Source organism: Cecembia lonarensis LW9 (assembly GCF_000298295.1).
GTDB classification, from domain to species: Bacteria; Bacteroidota; Bacteroidia; order Cytophagales; family Cyclobacteriaceae; genus Cecembia; species Cecembia lonarensis.
Genome location: NZ_AMGM01000040.1, coordinates 22,485 through 38,315, shown reverse-complemented (window position 1 = coordinate 38,315; position 15,831 = coordinate 22,485). Strand labels below are relative to the sequence as shown.

General features: G+C 40.3%; 14 protein-coding genes. 5 read left to right on the top strand and 9 right to left on the bottom strand.

Annotated elements, in window-relative coordinates; all coding sequences use genetic code 11:
* Positions 1-87: 87 nt before the first annotated feature.
* A complete protein-coding gene (locus B879_RS12685) occupies positions 88-603 on the bottom strand; it encodes an acyl-CoA thioesterase (protein WP_009185588.1) in 516 nt (171 codons plus the stop codon).
* A gap of 133 nt (positions 604-736) precedes the next feature.
* Between B879_RS12685 and pxpA the strand changes: the two genes are divergently transcribed.
* From pxpA to B879_RS12665, 4 genes are read left to right on the top strand one after another with little or no spacing between them, the layout of a single operon-like run.
* Entirely contained in the window at positions 737-1,444 is a 708-nt protein-coding gene (gene pxpA, locus B879_RS12680; protein WP_009185587.1) for a 5-oxoprolinase subunit PxpA, read from the top strand.
* A gap of 2 nt (positions 1,445-1,446) precedes the next feature.
* Positions 1,447-2,157, top strand: a complete 711-nt coding sequence (gene pxpB, locus B879_RS12675) for a 5-oxoprolinase subunit PxpB (protein WP_009185586.1) — start codon at positions 1,447-1,449, stop codon at positions 2,155-2,157.
* Positions 2,090-3,019, top strand: coding sequence for a 5-oxoprolinase subunit C family protein (locus tag B879_RS12670; RefSeq protein ID WP_238542133.1), 930 nt, complete (start codon positions 2,090-2,092; stop codon positions 3,017-3,019). Before pxpB ends, B879_RS12670 begins: the two co-directional genes overlap by 68 nt.
* A gap of 41 nt (positions 3,020-3,060) precedes the next feature.
* Positions 3,061-4,575: a DUF4301 family protein gene (locus B879_RS12665; protein ID WP_040400632.1), complete on the top strand. Its 1,515-nt coding sequence runs from the start codon at positions 3,061-3,063 to the stop codon at positions 4,573-4,575.
* Between the two features lie 217 nt (positions 4,576-4,792).
* On the opposite strand, the gene B879_RS12660 is transcribed toward B879_RS12665, so the two are convergent.
* From B879_RS12660 to B879_RS12640, 5 genes are all read right to left on the bottom strand, one after another.
* Complete coding sequence (locus B879_RS12660; RefSeq protein WP_009185583.1) at positions 4,793-5,704, bottom strand: helix-turn-helix transcriptional regulator; 912 nt, start codon at positions 5,702-5,704, stop codon at positions 4,793-4,795.
* Positions 5,705-5,779: 75 nt separating this feature from the next.
* Complete coding sequence (locus B879_RS12655; RefSeq protein ID WP_009185582.1) at positions 5,780-6,655, bottom strand: DUF5777 family beta-barrel protein; 876 nt, start codon at positions 6,653-6,655, stop codon at positions 5,780-5,782.
* A complete protein-coding gene (locus B879_RS12650) occupies positions 6,655-7,098 on the bottom strand; it encodes a YceI family protein (protein WP_202949632.1) in 444 nt (147 codons plus the stop codon). Before B879_RS12650 ends, B879_RS12655 begins: the two co-directional genes overlap by 1 nt.
* A gap of 113 nt (positions 7,099-7,211) precedes the next feature.
* A complete protein-coding gene (locus B879_RS12645; protein ID WP_040400631.1) occupies positions 7,212-7,709 on the bottom strand; it encodes a QcrA and Rieske domain-containing protein in 498 nt (165 codons plus the stop codon).
* 124 nt (positions 7,710-7,833) lie between these two features.
* Positions 7,834-8,367, bottom strand: a complete 534-nt coding sequence (locus B879_RS12640; RefSeq protein WP_157231611.1) for a hypothetical protein — start codon at positions 8,365-8,367, stop codon at positions 7,834-7,836.
* 109 nt (positions 8,368-8,476) lie between these two features.
* On the opposite strand from B879_RS12640, the gene smc reads away from it, so the two are divergent.
* Entirely contained in the window at positions 8,477-12,016 is a 3,540-nt protein-coding gene (smc, locus tag B879_RS12635) for a chromosome segregation protein SMC (protein ID WP_009185578.1), read from the top strand.
* A 20-nt stretch (positions 12,017-12,036) separates the two neighbouring features.
* Here smc and B879_RS12630 read toward each other — a convergent pair whose 3' ends face one another.
* From B879_RS12630 to B879_RS12620, 3 genes are all read right to left on the bottom strand, one after another.
* Positions 12,037-12,288 carry a hypothetical protein gene (locus B879_RS12630; RefSeq protein WP_009185577.1) on the bottom strand — a complete coding sequence of 84 codons (252 nt, stop codon included), beginning with the start codon at positions 12,286-12,288 and terminating at the stop codon, positions 12,037-12,039.
* Positions 12,289-12,390: 102 nt separating this feature from the next.
* Positions 12,391-13,944: a DUF1501 domain-containing protein gene (locus B879_RS12625; RefSeq protein WP_009185576.1), complete on the bottom strand. Its 1,554-nt coding sequence runs from the start codon at positions 13,942-13,944 to the stop codon at positions 12,391-12,393.
* Positions 13,945-13,947: 3 nt separating this feature from the next.
* Entirely contained in the window at positions 13,948-15,699 is a 1,752-nt protein-coding gene (locus B879_RS12620) for a DUF1800 domain-containing protein (protein WP_009185575.1), read from the bottom strand.
* Positions 15,700-15,831 lie beyond the last annotated feature (132 nt).

Sequence of the window (15,831 nt, the reverse complement as noted above, 5' to 3'; positions counted from 1 at the left end):
TAAAAAAAATAAATATATTTCCATCCTATCTTATCCAAAAAAACCTGTTCGCAAGTGTACAGGCTCTGTCCTTATTCCGATCATTTTTTAACCTTCCGCCAACTTTTGTTTGAGGAATTTAACCCTTTCCCCAATGGAAAGTTCGCTAATATCAAGGTTTTCACTGGTGGCTTTCAAAAAATCCAACACGGCACCTTGATGTTCTGTGGATTTACCCTCTTTTACGGTTACATAACGCATGGTGGTCCAGAGTACTGTTTTCAACTCTTTTTTCGAATCATCTGTCATGTAGTATTCAAGACCTACTGTGTTGTGGTTATACCATAATAACCTACTCATAATCCTAACCCATTCTCCGACCTTTGCTGGTCTCACATAAGAAATGTTATGGTTATAGACCACCCAGGCTGCTTTGTATTTATGAATCATATCGATCATTTCTAAGCCATATAGTTTTGGAACCTGATCTTCTCTCGCATTAAAAAAATAATCAAAATACTTGGCATTGTTTAAATGCTGAAGTGGATCACAGTCCTGAAAGCGGATGACCACCCTGCTTTCGGTCTCTTTAGGGTAATGTTTATCCGGATTATATTCAAACATAGTGCTGTAGGTGTTTTTACAAAGTTAGGCATTTAGATGAAATTACGGTGTTGCCTCCTTATTCCTAATTTTTAGATCCAAAAAAATACATAAAAGAAATAAAGGTTATTTTAGCACACAAAGAAATGTAATCATGGATATAAATTGTGACCTAGGGGAAGGATTGGACAATGATGCCGGATTGATGCCCTATCTAGACAGTTGTAATATCGCTTGCGGGGGACATGCCGGAGACCAGGAAAGTATGAGAAAAACCATCCGCCTCGCAAAAATATTTCATGTAAAAGCAGGCGCACACCCCTCTTACCCTGACAAAAAACATTTTGGGAGAAAGGTTATGGATATATCTCTGCCGGTCTTAGAAACCCAGCTCATCCAGCAGGTAGAACAACTCTTTCAAATTTGTGAAGAAGAAGGATATGCCTTAAGTCATATTAAACCCCATGGAGCCCTGTATAATGAATTGGCCAAAAACCATGAACTGTCCTTGATGTTTTGTGAGCTGATGAAAAAAAAATTTCCAAACTATACGCTTTATTGCCCTCCCCATTCCATCATCGAAAGTATTGCCAGGGAAAAGCATATTCCTCTGATGCTGGAAGTTTTTGCTGATAGGAATTATAACGTTGACTATTCCTTGGTCAACAGGATCCTTCCCGATGCTGTACTTACTAATCCTGATGAAGCTTTGGCCCATGTCAGACGTATAGTTACTGAAAAGAAGATCAAGACGATATCTGGACTATATTTACCGATCTATGCAGATACGATTTGTATCCATGGAGATAACCCAATTGCTTTGGAAATATTGAAACTCATCCGGAAAAATCTTACCTTTTAATCATGGAAATTAAATACTTCCTTATCCATGACAAATTGGTTGAGTTCAGTTGGCCGCCCATCATTTCTGAAGATATATTGGAAAAGCTTAATCAGGTGACTGTCTATCTTCAAAACGCTTACGGTGAAGGAATCAAGGAAATCAGGAAAGGTTACCACACCCTCTCATTACGCCTCCATGTGTCCATTTCAGAGCAAGATTGTAGGGATTTGGTCGAAGAATTTAAAATGCTTGATGCAAGGTCTTTGGATCATTCAGCAAAGACATGGCATATTCCAGTAGCTTATGGTAAAGCGTTTGGAAAGGACCTTTCCCTTTTGGCCAAAATTCATGATTTGGCCGAGGAGGAAATCATCAAACGCCATAGCGCAGGTATTTATGTCTTGCACTTTTATGGTTTTCTTCCTGGCTTTATGTATCTCGGTGGATTGGATCCAGTCCTGTTTACGCCACGAAAAAGTAAACCGGACCGGCAAATGTCAAAAGGATCTGTTGCGATTGGTGGTCATCAAACAGGCATCTACCCCATGGAAAGCCCAGGTGGCTGGTATGCCATAGGAAAATGTCCCATTACCCTTTTTGATATCAAGCGTGAACCCGCCGTGCAATTACAAGTTGGAGACCGGATCCGCTTTGAACCAATTGATGCCGACAGCTTTGAAGCAATATATCAATTGGCTGTTCAGGGAAAATACGATTTACGCCATGATTAAAATCCCCTCATACATACATTTTACCAGACCGGGCATGTTGACTACAGTTCAGGACCTTGGGCGCTTTGATATGGCGGGGTATGGGGTGCCCTATTCAGGGGCTATGGATAGGTATTCCCTGGCCCAAGTTAACTTCCTATTGAGTAATCCGAAGGGGGCAGCTGTTTTGGAAATGACCAATCTAGGTCCGGAAATGGTATTTGAAAGGTCTACAAGGGTAGTTTTTGCAGGTGCAGAAGCTGAAATTCTACTGAACAATAAAAGAATAGTCAAAAATGGACAGGTTATTGAAATTCAAGAAGATGACTGTTTAAGCATAGAAAAGTTCAGGAAGGGTCAATGGCTGTATATGGGAGTCCAAGGTGGATTTGAAACAGAAGAAGTGGCAGGAAGTAAAAGTTGGTACCCCCAGATTACAGAACGGGGATACATTCAAAAAAATGATACCCTTTGCTATTTGTCAGAAGAAGAAAGGTTCTACCCTCCGGTAGAAACCAAGGCAAAAGTACGCTCTGATTGGTACAGAACTGCTCAAATCAAAGCCTATCCCGGACCGGAATGGGACATGTTGCCCACGCTGCTGAAAAACCGCATTACTAAAAAAACGTTCAGTGTTTCTGATTTGGTCAGCAGAATGGCCTATCAATTAACTGAAGAGATCCCTAATGAATTACCTGGAATTCTTACCTCACCAGTATATCCAGGTACGGTTCAATTAACGCCCTCGGGAAAACTACTGCTACTGATGCGGGATGCACAGGTGACGGGAGGTTATCCCAGAATCCTTCAGATCGATAATATCTCTTTGAATATTTTGTGCCAAAAAAGGCCAGGTGAAAAAATAAAATTTAGTATTTTATAATATATTGAGGTTTTTAACCCAATTAAACCAAAATGACAACCATGAATAAAGATTTAGAAAATCAAATCATTGAACAGGGAATGTCTCTGGATAAAGTAAATCAGCAGCTTCAAAACTTCAAGGAAGGTTTTCCATTTCTTCCCATAAAAGAAGCGGCTACCATTGGGAATGGCATTAAGGCATTGACTGAAACAGAAATTAACTACTTCAGAGATACCTATCCTGTTAAAGCCGCTACCAAAAATGTGGTCAAATTTGTTCCGGCCAGTGGTGCTGCATCCCGGATGTTTAAGGATCTTTTTGCTTTCCTGGAAGGAGATGGAGACATTGAGAAAAGTGCCTTTGTAAAGAAATTTATCCAGCAAATCGATCGCTTTGCTTTTTATGATGACCTAGATGCCAGTTTGAGAACTTCGGGCAGCAGTTTGGCAGAAGCTCTGGAGAAAAAGGATTACCAAAGTATTGTATCCCGTCTTTTGGAAGAAGAGGGCTTGGGTTATGGGCAACTCCCCAAAGGCTTACTCAAATTTCATCATTACGCCGATCATGACAGGACGCCAACTTATGAACATTTTGTGGAAGGATATCATTATGCTGTGGGTATAGGGAAAACAGTAAGGTTACATTTTACAGTGTCCCCAGAGCATGAAGCAAAATTTAAGGCGGAAGTAGCCTCCATTCAGTCCAAGCTGGAAAAGGAATTTGATGTAACTTTTGAGGTAAGTTATTCCCAGCAGAAAAAGTCAACGGATACCATCGCAGTGAATATGGACAACAGTCCTTTTGTGGAAGATGATGGGAGTATCCTGTTCAGGCCGGCCGGTCATGGTGCCTTATTGGAAAATCTCAACGATATCAATGGGGATGTGATTTTTATCAAGAACATTGATAATGTGGTTCCGGACAGGTTGAAGTCAGCCACAAAGGATTATAAAATGGCTATTGGAGGACTTTTGTTGGAAATACAGGAAAAGGTATTTGGGGCCTTAAAGCGATTGGATGCAGAAAAAACAGAATCTGCTGTGCAATTTGCTGAAAAGGTATTTCTCGAAGATTGTCAAGGTAAGCTTCCCGAACATTATAGTCCTATGGGTTGGGATGAAAAAGCTTGTTACCTGTATGGTAAGCTCAACAGGCCATTGAGGGTTTGTGGTATGGTGAAAAATACAGGAGAGCCGGGAGGAGGCCCCTTTTGGGTGCAGGAAGATGACGGTTCCGTTTCATTGCAAATCGCTGAAACTGCCCAAATTGACCTCTCAAATACCCATCAAAAAGAAATCCTTCAGTCATCTACCCATTTTAATCCCGTAGATTTGGTATGTGCTACCAAAGATTTTAAAGGACAAAAATTTGACCTGCTTGAGTTTAGGGATATGCGGACAGGATTCATTACCGAAAAATCTAAAAGCGGCAGGGAATTGAAAGCGCAGGAATTGCCAGGCCTTTGGAATGGGTCTATGGCGGGTTGGAATACGGTGTTTGTGGAAGTTCCGTTAATCACTTTTAACCCTGTTAAAACCGTCAATGATCTTTTGAGGGATGAACACCAAGGATAAGCTCAGTTGTCTTTGAAATTATTTTAGAGGCTGTCCCTTAAATGCAATTCCAAGCCAATATTGGATTGACTATTAGAGACAGCCCTTTTTATTCTTGAACAGGTGCTATTGTTTCACCTTTCTTGTAAAAGGTTTTACCGACTCTCTGAATGTGCTCTTTTTGTTAATTCGAGGTTATTTTGTTGAAAATGGATAGGTCAATCAAATAAGGTAAAACTCAAATCGCAAGCTTTTCAACCTGTTTTCTCAAATACTCCTTCAACTCCTCCCCTTCCAGGACTTTGATTTCACCTGGTAGGCCTAGAATAAACCTGGCCAAACCAGGCAATTGGGGAATCTTTCCTTCAAAATAATATTGATTTCTGTTCTTGATATAGGTCAAAGGCTTGGCATCAGGATATTCCTCCATCATCAGGTGATAAGCTTTTTTGCTCAATTTAAGGTGCACGTAAAACTGACTCTTTCCGGAAAATCCAAATAAACCCTGCTCTAATGGCCTATGTAAGGGCTGAAATTTAAATGGAATAGAGGTGACCAAAACCTCTCCAATACGTTCTACTTTAAAAAGTTTCATTTCTTTGGTTTCCACTTCCAGGGCATAAATGGAATCAAAATTGGTGTTGAACGCGACCGGTTCTACCAAACGGTCTGAAACGGCATCAGAGTTTAAAGAATAATAATCCTTCAGGATTACCTGGTTTTGATCCTTGATGGCTTGAGAGATCAAATCCACAGAAATACCCAAGTTGGCATTGAACAACTTATTGACACTGCTCCTGAAATCAGAACGAATATTGATTTTTTGCAGGATACTGTCTTTCAGTAAATTCTTTTTACTGTTTTTCTGAAGGAGACCATTGAGAAATATGATTTCTTCCTCACTGAAGGTACCGTAGGCAAAATCCTGAGGATTTTCCACCCTATCCACGATTCTGAATTTGGAATGCTTTTTTTCTATTTCAAACCCAAGCGCCTCTAGCAATTTAAAATAACGGTAAATGGTTCTTGGATCGGTATCCAAGGTTTCTGCCAACTTGTGTACAGGCTTGCCAATATTACCCCTTAAGAGGTTGATCAGCCTGAATACCCTTAGGATTTTTTGTTGTTCTACACTATTAGACTTTGCCATCAGATTTTTGTCAAAGTCTGAATTTAAATCAATTTCTGATCAAAGTAAAAATAAATGACAGTAGTTGACCCAATATTACCAGTTCGTTTTTCGTTTACCGGTAGCAAATACCCTGTTTACATTGAAGCCTAACCTGAATTGTTCTCCAGGGACCCCGTTTCCTCCAGCAAGGAGGTATTGTTCATTCAGGAGTTGAGAGGTAACAAAATACATCTGGAAAACATGGCCTCCAGCTTCCAGATCAATTCCTAACCCAACATTGTTGCGCAAATCATTATTCAGGTTAGGTATCCATTGCATGGTAATGGAGCTTTTGCTGCTGATTTTGTATTTGCCACTAAAGCCGAGGGCTAAATATAGATTTTGGTCTCCCTCGATAAGGAATATTGGATTTGGATCTACAAAATAGGCCATCATGGGAGAAACCTGTAAACTTATTTTATCTGAAAACCTCCTTGCAGCCATTAATTGAAAGGCAAAGCTGCTTCTTTCAACAAAATTTGGATTGGCTTCCTGTAGAAACTGATAATTGGATGTATTCACTCCAGCGGCCCCCATAAAGGACAAAGAAATCGGCATTTTGTCATCTTGGGTTTGCTTTAGCAAATGATACCTGCCATAGAGGTTATACATTTTGTCCCTGCTTTGTCTTGACATGCCCAATGAAAAGTTTTCATGTAAGGCATATTCAAAACTGAACTGTATCACTGCACCATTGTCCAATCCAAAAAGATTTTGAATCCCCCCGTCAATGGTACCGAATGTATGCATGATGGCAAAATGAAGCGTCTTTTCATCCAAGGGCTCCACCGTCAGTAAATTGATATGCCTGGGAGCATGAAAAATCAAGTCAACCTCTTGGGTTTCTGTAGCCAATTTACGCTCCAATTGGGCGTTGGCGCTCCAGGAAGCACACGAGAAGAAAGCAAAGACAATTAAAAATTTTCTCATTACAATTTTTTTTTTTTCTTAAGTACAGCATCAATTTTGACAATCTGCTCTTCTGCCAATTCATAAAACATTACTTTAGGAATTGCAATATTGTAATCACCGAGCAACACTTTGAACTCCGCCTTTAAACCAAGCTCTCCTTCTGTTAGCTTCTTTATTGTTCCCGGAACTTCAATTTCCCTCTCTACCCCATGAATTTTAAACTTACCCTTGGCCGTAACCGGCACTTCTTTACCGATTATGAGTGTAGGTACATTTTCTATTTGGCCTGTAAATTCTGCAAAAGGGAATTTTTTGGTTTCAAGGTAATTTTCCCTCATGTGTCTGTCCCTTAATCCTATACCTGTTTTAAGCGTGTTCAGGTCAATGTAGAAATCCAACAGATTTTTATCCAGATTTATCAGGCCATGCAGCTGGCCTGACTCCCCGGTAAATTCACTCATAGGTGCTTTTGAGATAAAGAGTGTTTTGCCCTTTTCAGTAAGAAACTCCTGGGCTTTCAATCCATTGGAATGAAATATCAAAAAGGAAAGTATAAGAAACGTAAACCGAAGCATCATCCGAAATCAACCGTCAAGGTGTTGCCATTCAGCTCCGTGGGAAAACTGGCCAAAGGTCTGGAAGCAGGCCCATTCAAAACTGCACCATCTGTACCAAAACGGGAACCATGGCAGGTACAAGTGAATACATTATTGGTGAATGTCCAACTATTATCACAGCTGGCATGGGTACAAACTGAAGTCAGGGCATTGAAGGTATTATCTCCAATGTTGACAATCAATACCCTGGCAGCCGATACAATAGCCCATCCACCAGTACTGGCCAATGCTGTGGCTTCATTAAGATTGACGGTGATTGTACTGCCCTGAATGGTAATTCCTGTTGAACTTGCCGGAGGTATTACAGCCCTATTAGGTCTGTCATCTTCATTTGAACAGGAAGTGAAAAATCCCACGCCAAAAGCTGACATGATCGCAAGAGTTCCTGATTTTTTAAGGAATGCCCTCCGCTCTTCAGAAAGCCTTCCTGTCTGTACACTTTCAATGGTTTTCATATTTTCAATATTAATGGTTTTGTGCGTTATAAAGGTTTGACGATTTATAAACACAAACCCAAAACCATTGTTTGAAAATGTAAAAAGAAACTTTTAAAAATTATAAAACCCCTGAGGGTAATTATCAAAAATGCTTGCGGTTAAGAATCTCGCTAAGTACCACCGCATCCTTTACCGAACTGGGATTATTTAGCATCCTTCTATATTTATTTTCCCTTACTTGCTTTGCTGTTGCTTCAGACTTAATACTGGATTTGATGCCTTGAATGGAAGCAGTCAAGGAAACTTGCTCATCCAAAGTTTTGACTTTAGGTAGAGCCTTGTCTGAAATCTCCCCTTGGAACTTTTGGTAAGCTTTGGGCTGATTGAAGTTGCTGGGTTCGAATGATTTTTCCTGCCTTTCAAAAGGCTGACTTGAAGTAATAGGGCGTTCTTCGACCGCCTTACCTTGTCCGCTCTGTTGAAAATCCCTTTCTCTTTCCTGTTGACCTTGCCGGATTTCTTTTAAAAGGTCTTCAAAAGAAACAGGTTTCCTCTGTTCCTGTTGATCTTCAGGACTACCTGTATTTTCTATCTCCTCTTTTTTGGGTTTTTTCAACACCGTAAAGAGAAAATAAAGGATAATTGCAATAAGATAAATAATGTTTCCAGCGTCCACAGTCGATAATTTTAGATGCAAGATAAAAAAAAAGCCCATTTGCACCAATTCTTGGTATATTTATGAAATAGGTTAATTTTGTTGCTCGTTCATTTTCAATTGCTGTAGGATGCTGCTGAGTAAGCTAGAAATCAAGGGATTTAAGAGTTTTGGTGACCGAATGGTTATCCATTTTGACAAAGGAATTACCGGAGTGGTCGGCCCTAACGGTTGTGGTAAATCCAATGTTGTGGATGCCATTCGCTGGGTGTTGGGAGAGCAAAAATCACGGATGCTGCGTTCTGATAAGATGGAGAATGTGATTTTTAACGGAACCAAAAACCGCAAGCCAACCAACATGGCTGAAGTTTCCCTGACTTTTGAGAATACGAAGAACCTATTGCCAACAGAATATACCCATGTAACTATCACCCGTAGGTATTACCGAAGTGGGGAAAGTGAATACCTTCTTAATGGTATTGCTTGTAGACTCAAGGACATAACAAACCTGTTTATGGATACCGGGATCAACTCCAACAGCTATGCCATCATAGAGTTGAAGATGATTGATGAATTGTTGAATGATAAAAATAATTCCAGAAGGGATCTTTTTGAAGAAGCTGCCGGCATTTCCAAATTCAAAACCAGGAAGAAGGAAACACTCAGAAAACTGGAAGATACCGATGCAGACCTGGAACGGGTGGAAGATGTGCTTTTTGAGATTGAAAAAAACCTGAAAAGTCTGGAGAAGCAGGCCAAGCAAACTGCCAAGTACTTTGAAATAAAAAAAGAATACAAAGAAGCCAGTATTAATCTCGCTAAGCGTTCTGTTGAAAAACATTCAGCATCTTTGATAGCACTCCATCAAAAAGTACAGGGGGAGCAGGACAGGAAATTATCCATACAGACTAAAATTGCTGAAAAAGAAGCCCAGTTAGAGCAAGGTAAAGCTGACTTGATCCAAAGGGAAAAACTGCTTGCTTCCCGACAGCGGGCACTCAATGAACAAGTCAATAAAATCAGACAGTTTGAAAGCGATAAAAAGATCAAAAATGAACGGTTAAGGTTCTTAGAAGACAGGTCCCAGAAACTCAGGGAACAAATAGAGGCAGATCGAAAGTCCAACGAGCGGGCGGGATTCAGCATACGTTCCCTGGAACAGGAAAAGGAATCTGCCCAAAAAATCCTGCAAGAACTGGAATTTATCGTCGAGGAATTGAGGGAAACCTATGAAGCCAAAAAAACGGAACAAGTAGAGATTCAGGAAAGGCAAAAAATGCTTTCCAAGGAATTTTCCCTTAAAAAGGACCGTTTATACCAACTTTCAAAAGATCAGGAAATCAAGCAAATCCAGCTTTCTACATTAAAACAAGAACTTGAAAAAACAACTTCTGACGACAGCAGTCAGGTGTCAAATCTTCAAGATTTTGAAGATAAGATATATGAACTGAAAGTTGCCTTGGACCAAAAAACAGAGGGACTTTCATTGCTTAAATCCAAGGAGGAAGAGCAGGTTAAAAAGATTGAAGAGGCTAACAGGGTCATTGAAATGATCAGGGAAGAAGTGACTCAGATATCCAGAAAGCTGGATGCCAAACAAAATGAGTTCAACCTGACCAAGTCTCTGGTAGAAAATTTAGAAGGCTTTCCTGAAGCCATTAAATTTTTAAAGAAAAGTCCCAATTGGACCAAGGATACACCTTTGTTGTCCGACATATTGACCACGGAGGAAAGGTATAGGGTAACCATAGAAAATTACCTGGAGAGCTACATGAACTATTATGTAGTGGACACAGAGGCACAGGCCATAGCGGCGGTGCACTTACTCAGTGATGCAGCAAGAGGTAAAGCAAATTTCTTTATTCTAGAACACTTCAACAACTTCCACCCTGCACAGACCAAGATATTTTCAAATGCTGTTCCTGCAACAGAGATTATCGAATATGATGAAAAATATGGGAAGCTGATCGCTTTTATTCTGGATGATGTATATATCGTTCAAGGAGAATACCAGGATTTCCCAAAGGATCAAAATGCCATTTTCATCTCTGAAAGTGGAAAGCTCACCAAAAAGAAATTCAGTATTTCAGGTGGTTCCGTGGGCCTATTTGAAGGAAAAAGAATTGGTAGGGCAAAAAATCTGGAAAAGCTGGAAAAAGAGATCAAAGAGCTTAACAAAAGGGTAAGTGCAACCAGGTCTAATCTTGATGGCAAATTGTCTGATTTGCTTAAGCTCAAAGCGATTAGCTACAAACAGGAAATTGAAAAACAGCAGCATGAAATCAGTGAAATCAACCAGGAGTATGTTTCTGTAAAGACCAAAAAGGAGCAGTTAAGTGAACTATTGTCTTCCAATGCCAATAAAAGGGAAGATATTTTAGATAGGATAGAAAGCCTGCAGTTTTCGTTGGAAGACATCATGCCTCAACTACAGGAAGTAAAAGTTGATTTTGAAAAATTAGAACTTGAATTAGAGGAAATCAACTTAAAGCTACAACATGAACTTGAGCTTTTAAGTCAAAAATCTGCGGCTTTTAACCAAGAAAATATACGCTACCATCAGCAACTTAATAGAATTAGCTCTCTTGAACAGGAGATTGAGTTCAAACAAGCTGCATTTGAAAGTTCTAAAGAACGTATTGGTAACTCCCAGCAAGAACTTAGCGGGATTGATGCGGAGATCAGATCCTTATTGGAAAACAATGAAATCAAGGATGATGAACTCATTGAATTATATACCGAAAAGGAAGGTATTGAAGTAGGCGTAAATGAGGCGGAAAAGGATTATTATGCCGGCCGTGGTCACATTGACGAAACTGACAAACAAATTCGGGAGCTACAGAAATCCAAAGAGTCGATTGACGCACTAATGCAGGAAATGCAACAATCAGTCAATGAGGTCAAACTCAAACTGGCCAGCCTGAAGGAACGCTTGAGTGTAGAGTTTGAAATTGATCTGGATCAATTGATGGAAGAAAACCCTGATTTGGATGAAGCCTATTTAGAACTTGCTGAATCTGATATTAGGGAAATCGTATCTAAGGCCAAAGAAAAGCTGGAGCGCATTGGTCCTATCAATCCTATGGCCATGGAAGCATATGAGGAAATCAAGGAAAGACACACCTTTATTACCGCCCAAAAAGAAGATTTGATCAAGGCTAAGACATCGTTGATCGAAACCATACAGGAAATCGATCAGGTAGCCAAAGCAACATTTTTAGATGCATTCTCCAAAATCAAGGAAAACTTTGTAAAAGTATTCCGGTCACTCTTTACTGCAGAAGACGATTGCGACCTAAAACTGGTAGATCCTGATAACCCTTTGGAAAGCCCTATTGAAATTATGGCCAAACCCAAAGGCAAGCGCCCCTTGACCATCAACCAACTTTCAGGTGGGGAAAAAACACTGACAGCTACTTCCCTACTCTTTGCCATTTATCTCCTGAAACCGGCACCCTTCTGTATTTTTGATGAGGTAGATGCTCCTTTGGATGATGCCAACATTGATAAATTCAATAATATCATCCAAAACTTTTCCAAAGAATCACAATTCATAATAGTAACCCATAACAAAAGAACCATGGCCAGCACAGACATCATTTATGGCATTACCATGATCGAAGCAGGAGTTTCCAGGGTTGTCCCAGTTGATTTAAGAGAGTTGGCTTAAACCCAAAACAGTGTTTAGGCCTACTTTTGGTTTTCTTTCTCTTCCTTTTGCTTTTCAATCCATTCCTGTCGGACTTTTTGAATTCTTTTCCTGAAAACAAAATACAGAATTAGAATTATGACAGGGATGACGATAAAAATCAGAAGGTTGCTGGTTGAGGACAGATCTAAGGGTTCTGATGGTCTTGGAATATTCCGCTGTTGCTGTGCAGCAATGGGATTGCCCATAAAAAATCCGAAAATGCTAAATAAAATTTTCCAAATGTATTTCATGTGATTTATTCCTAATGGTTGGTTAGGCTTAATATAACTAAAAATAAAGGAAATTCAAAATCCGGAATGGCTACAATTGCTGCCTTAAAAAAATGCTACCCTTTAGAGCTTTATGACATGTACCGTTTTTCGGATTTTTTCTGTCAAAACCTGTATGATATACTTTCCTGGTGCAAATGGTGTCATATCTACAATCATGGTGAATGGACGGCCAGGGGCATCACCTTCATGCAAATTTGATAAAATTCTTCCCTGCACATCAATCAACCTTATTTGAACCGGCCCATCGGCATTGAAGCTTAGTGTGGCAAAATCCTGGACCGGATTTGGGAAAAATTTAATATCCATCCTTTCCTGAGGCGTTAAAGGATTGGTGAGTGTGTTTCGAATTACGGGCACTTGATCAAAGCGTCTGGAAGCATTCTTGGACATGGATGGCATATTTGCATCTGATTCAAACCACTGGCTCAATAGTGAGGTATAAATTTGTCTGAAATCAAACTGTAAAGGGAGATTGTCCCCATATACCTCATTTCCCCTTATTCGGGGAGCTTCGCCCAAATAACTTCCCTCTGACATATTACCAAAAACAAACATGGGCGCAGCGGTCCCATGGTCTGTACCACCACTGGAGTTTGACACAATCCTCCTGCCAAACTCTGAAAAAGTCATACCCATCACCCGATCAGCGGTTTTATGGTACTCTAAATCCCTCATAAAGGCCATCACTGCATCATTAAGGTTTTGTAGCAGATTGGCGTGCCTTCCCATGGTACGGTCACTGTCCACTACCTGGTTGTCATGGGTATCAAAACCACCCATACGAACCAAGTAAAGTGGTGTTTTCAATCCCCCGGCAATTAATCTTGACACAATTTTCAACTGATTGGCCAGCCTATTGTCCGGAAAAGGCCTTTGAAAAGTGACTTTTTCTGCAGTCTCTTTAACAATTCTACCGTATTTCTGAGATTGTTGGGCCATTAGCCTGATATACCGGATTTTATCACCTACAGGTCCCTCCGGTGCCTCGTCTACTTCTTTTTCCAACAGCTCATAAAATGAGTTTACATTGTTGATGACCATGGAAAACCCAATCCTTTCACCCTGAAAAAGCATGGAAGCGCCTAAACCAATTTCAATGGCCAATGGGTGCGGATGATTTTCATTTGGATAAGCTTCTGGAAATTCAGGATGGCCTTTTTCCAAATATCGACCGGTCCAACCCGAGTTTAAAAGCTGATCTGAGTCTGAACCACTCATCCAAATGTCTTTAGACCTGAAATGGGAAAAGTTTTGTTGGGGGTAACCTACGGAATGTATGACCTGAAGCCTTCCCTCTGTATATAAAGATTGGAAACCTTCCAATGCCGGATGAAAAGCAAAATCACTGTCTGGTATTTCGAGTATCTCGTTTTCAGGAAGGATAACATGAGGCCTTACCTGTGAAAGCTGGCTCATATAACTGAGGGGAATGACCGTGTTCAATCCATCATTCCCACCATCCAAATAAATCAAGACCAGAATCCTTCCGGTATCTTGTGCCAGATTCAGTAAACGCTCCACTTCTTTACCTAGGGCAGGTGTGCCCAATGCACCAAAAATTCCCGGAGCTGCAAGACTGTGGGCCACATGTTTGATAAAAGTTCTTCTTTTCATGTGCTACATTAAATGGGTTTCTGCCATCTGCAAAAGCAGTTGAAATGCCGGATTCAAACGGTTTAATACCACCGTTCTTGCCTCCAGGTTACTTGGATTTGCCTCAAAAGTCAACCAAGCCCCTGTCCAATAGTAATCCTGTTCCTGCCCTGATAGCAGTACTTGTTTTACCTGTTCAAACTGTATAGGGCCTAAATCAACCCCTAACAATACCAATGCTGAATCTTTAATCAACGAATTGGGATCTTCCGGATTGGCCAATGTATTGACAAAATTTAAAACATTGGCCTGTACATTGAACATGGCATTTAACCTAAAACCCCAAAACACCAAAGAGTCGGTTAAAAGGGTCCTTCGGGCAATGGTATCTGTATTGATCCAAATTTTGTCATACATGGGGCTTTGATAAAAAGGTGGCCATCCTGCCACATTGGGTGGGTCTCCAATTTCCATGCCCAGGTTGGCCATCTGCCACAAGATTCCTTCATACATTTGACGCTCTTCCAGGGTGCTGGCTGCCTTACGCATGTTGAAGGACTTCCAAAAGCCCAAAGTGAAATCCAAGGGGGTTTTTATTACTACTCCAATGATATCCTGATGGTAAAAATGGGCAGACTTCAATAAAACCCTCAAGGCAGGCAATATGTCGAAATTATGTTGAAGGATAACCTGCGCCAGTGGGGTGATGACCAATCTTTCGGCCTGTGCTGTAATTTCAGGGGTTACAAAAAAACCATATAGTTTCCTGGCTAAATGTTTGGCACATTCAGGATTGGAAAAAATCATATCGAGCAGCTCATCCAGTTCTTCTGCTCCTGCATCTCCTGCTTTGCCAGAAATTACTTTGTTTCCATAAAATGCAGAAAATCTTTTATCGCCAGTGTGGTGGGCTTCTGAGTTGAAATAGGAAATAGGCTCCCCATCTTCATGTACAGATTCCCAATCAACAGTCCAGCCGGTCAATACCCTTGCGGTCATCCTTACATCCTCCTCCGTATAAGCGGCGTCCTTCCCCTTACCAATACAAAACAACTCCTGAAGTTCTCTGGCAAAATTCTCATCTGGAGTATACTTGTTGTTGAATGCACCACTTAAAAATATCAACATCCCCGGATCTAAAGTCAAGTCCCGAATCATGACCTTAAAATTTCCTATGGCATTTCTTTCCAACATTTTGAAATAACGGAAGCAGATTTTGGACACAAATACATCCCACATTTTTATGGGCAGAAAATGCCACCAAAAAAGAATCATTTTTTCCAGCGCACTATTTTGGGCATTGATTACCCTTCCAATCATCCATGTTTTTAGGGAGATAATCCTTTCACCTTCAAAATTCTGATCAAACTTAGCCCTGACAAAGGTTGCTCCTGCCTCTACATCAGGGTCCATCCCCTCTTCCCCCTCCTGATTATAATTGTTTATTGGCTCAGGGTAATTAAGATTGAAGCTGAAAAACCGATCTAATATCTGATCAATGGTATCATTTCTATACTGTCGTAATTCTCCTGTACTGACTCCAAAACTGATTCTTTTGATCAAATGGGCAACATGTCTCTCAGTGAATGGCCCGTTATAAGGCTCCAGTCCAGCTGTGATTTGGGCTAAACGCGCATTGTATGCAACTTCCTCCTTGCTGTTTTTAGGATCACTTGTGTTGGCACCCAAGTCCAGGGATTCAACTTTTCGGTACTTTTTAGATAATTCCCTAAATTGACCTGAACGAATCGAATCTGTAAAAACAGCCTTTGCCATAGGATGGTATTTTTTACCTAAAAATATTGTTTTAATATTAATTTCTCTTACAATAATTACTTATTTCCAAAACTTATAAAAACATAAATTATAGAAATTAATAGATCCAAAGTAGTCATTTATGAAATAAAT

Coding starts and splice junctions, on each gene's coding strand:
- B879_RS12685 (WP_009185588.1), bottom strand. CDS start 603: ATGTTTGAATATAATCCGGATAAACATTACCCTAAAGAGACCGAAAGC.
- pxpA (WP_009185587.1), top strand. CDS start 737: ATGGATATAAATTGTGACCTAGGGGAAGGATTGGACAATGATGCCGGA.
- pxpB (WP_009185586.1), top strand. CDS start 1,447: ATGGAAATTAAATACTTCCTTATCCATGACAAATTGGTTGAGTTCAGT.
- B879_RS12670 (WP_238542133.1), top strand. CDS start 2,090: ATGCCGACAGCTTTGAAGCAATATATCAATTGGCTGTTCAGGGAAAAT.
- B879_RS12665 (WP_040400632.1), top strand. CDS start 3,061: ATGAATAAAGATTTAGAAAATCAAATCATTGAACAGGGAATGTCTCTG.
- B879_RS12660 (WP_009185583.1), bottom strand. CDS start 5,704: ATGGCAAAGTCTAATAGTGTAGAACAACAAAAAATCCTAAGGGTATTC.
- B879_RS12655 (WP_009185582.1), bottom strand. CDS start 6,655: ATGAGAAAATTTTTAATTGTCTTTGCTTTCTTCTCGTGTGCTTCCTGG.
- B879_RS12650 (WP_202949632.1), bottom strand. CDS start 7,098: ATGAGTGAATTTACCGGGGAGTCAGGCCAGCTGCATGGCCTGATAAAT.
- B879_RS12645 (WP_040400631.1), bottom strand. CDS start 7,709: ATGAAAACCATTGAAAGTGTACAGACAGGAAGGCTTTCTGAAGAGCGG.
- smc (WP_009185578.1), top strand. CDS start 8,477: ATGCTGCTGAGTAAGCTAGAAATCAAGGGATTTAAGAGTTTTGGTGAC.
- B879_RS12630 (WP_009185577.1), bottom strand. CDS start 12,288: ATGAAATACATTTGGAAAATTTTATTTAGCATTTTCGGATTTTTTATG.
- B879_RS12625 (WP_009185576.1), bottom strand. CDS start 13,944: ATGAAAAGAAGAACTTTTATCAAACATGTGGCCCACAGTCTTGCAGCT.
- B879_RS12620 (WP_009185575.1), bottom strand. CDS start 15,699: ATGGCAAAGGCTGTTTTTACAGATTCGATTCGTTCAGGTCAATTTAGG.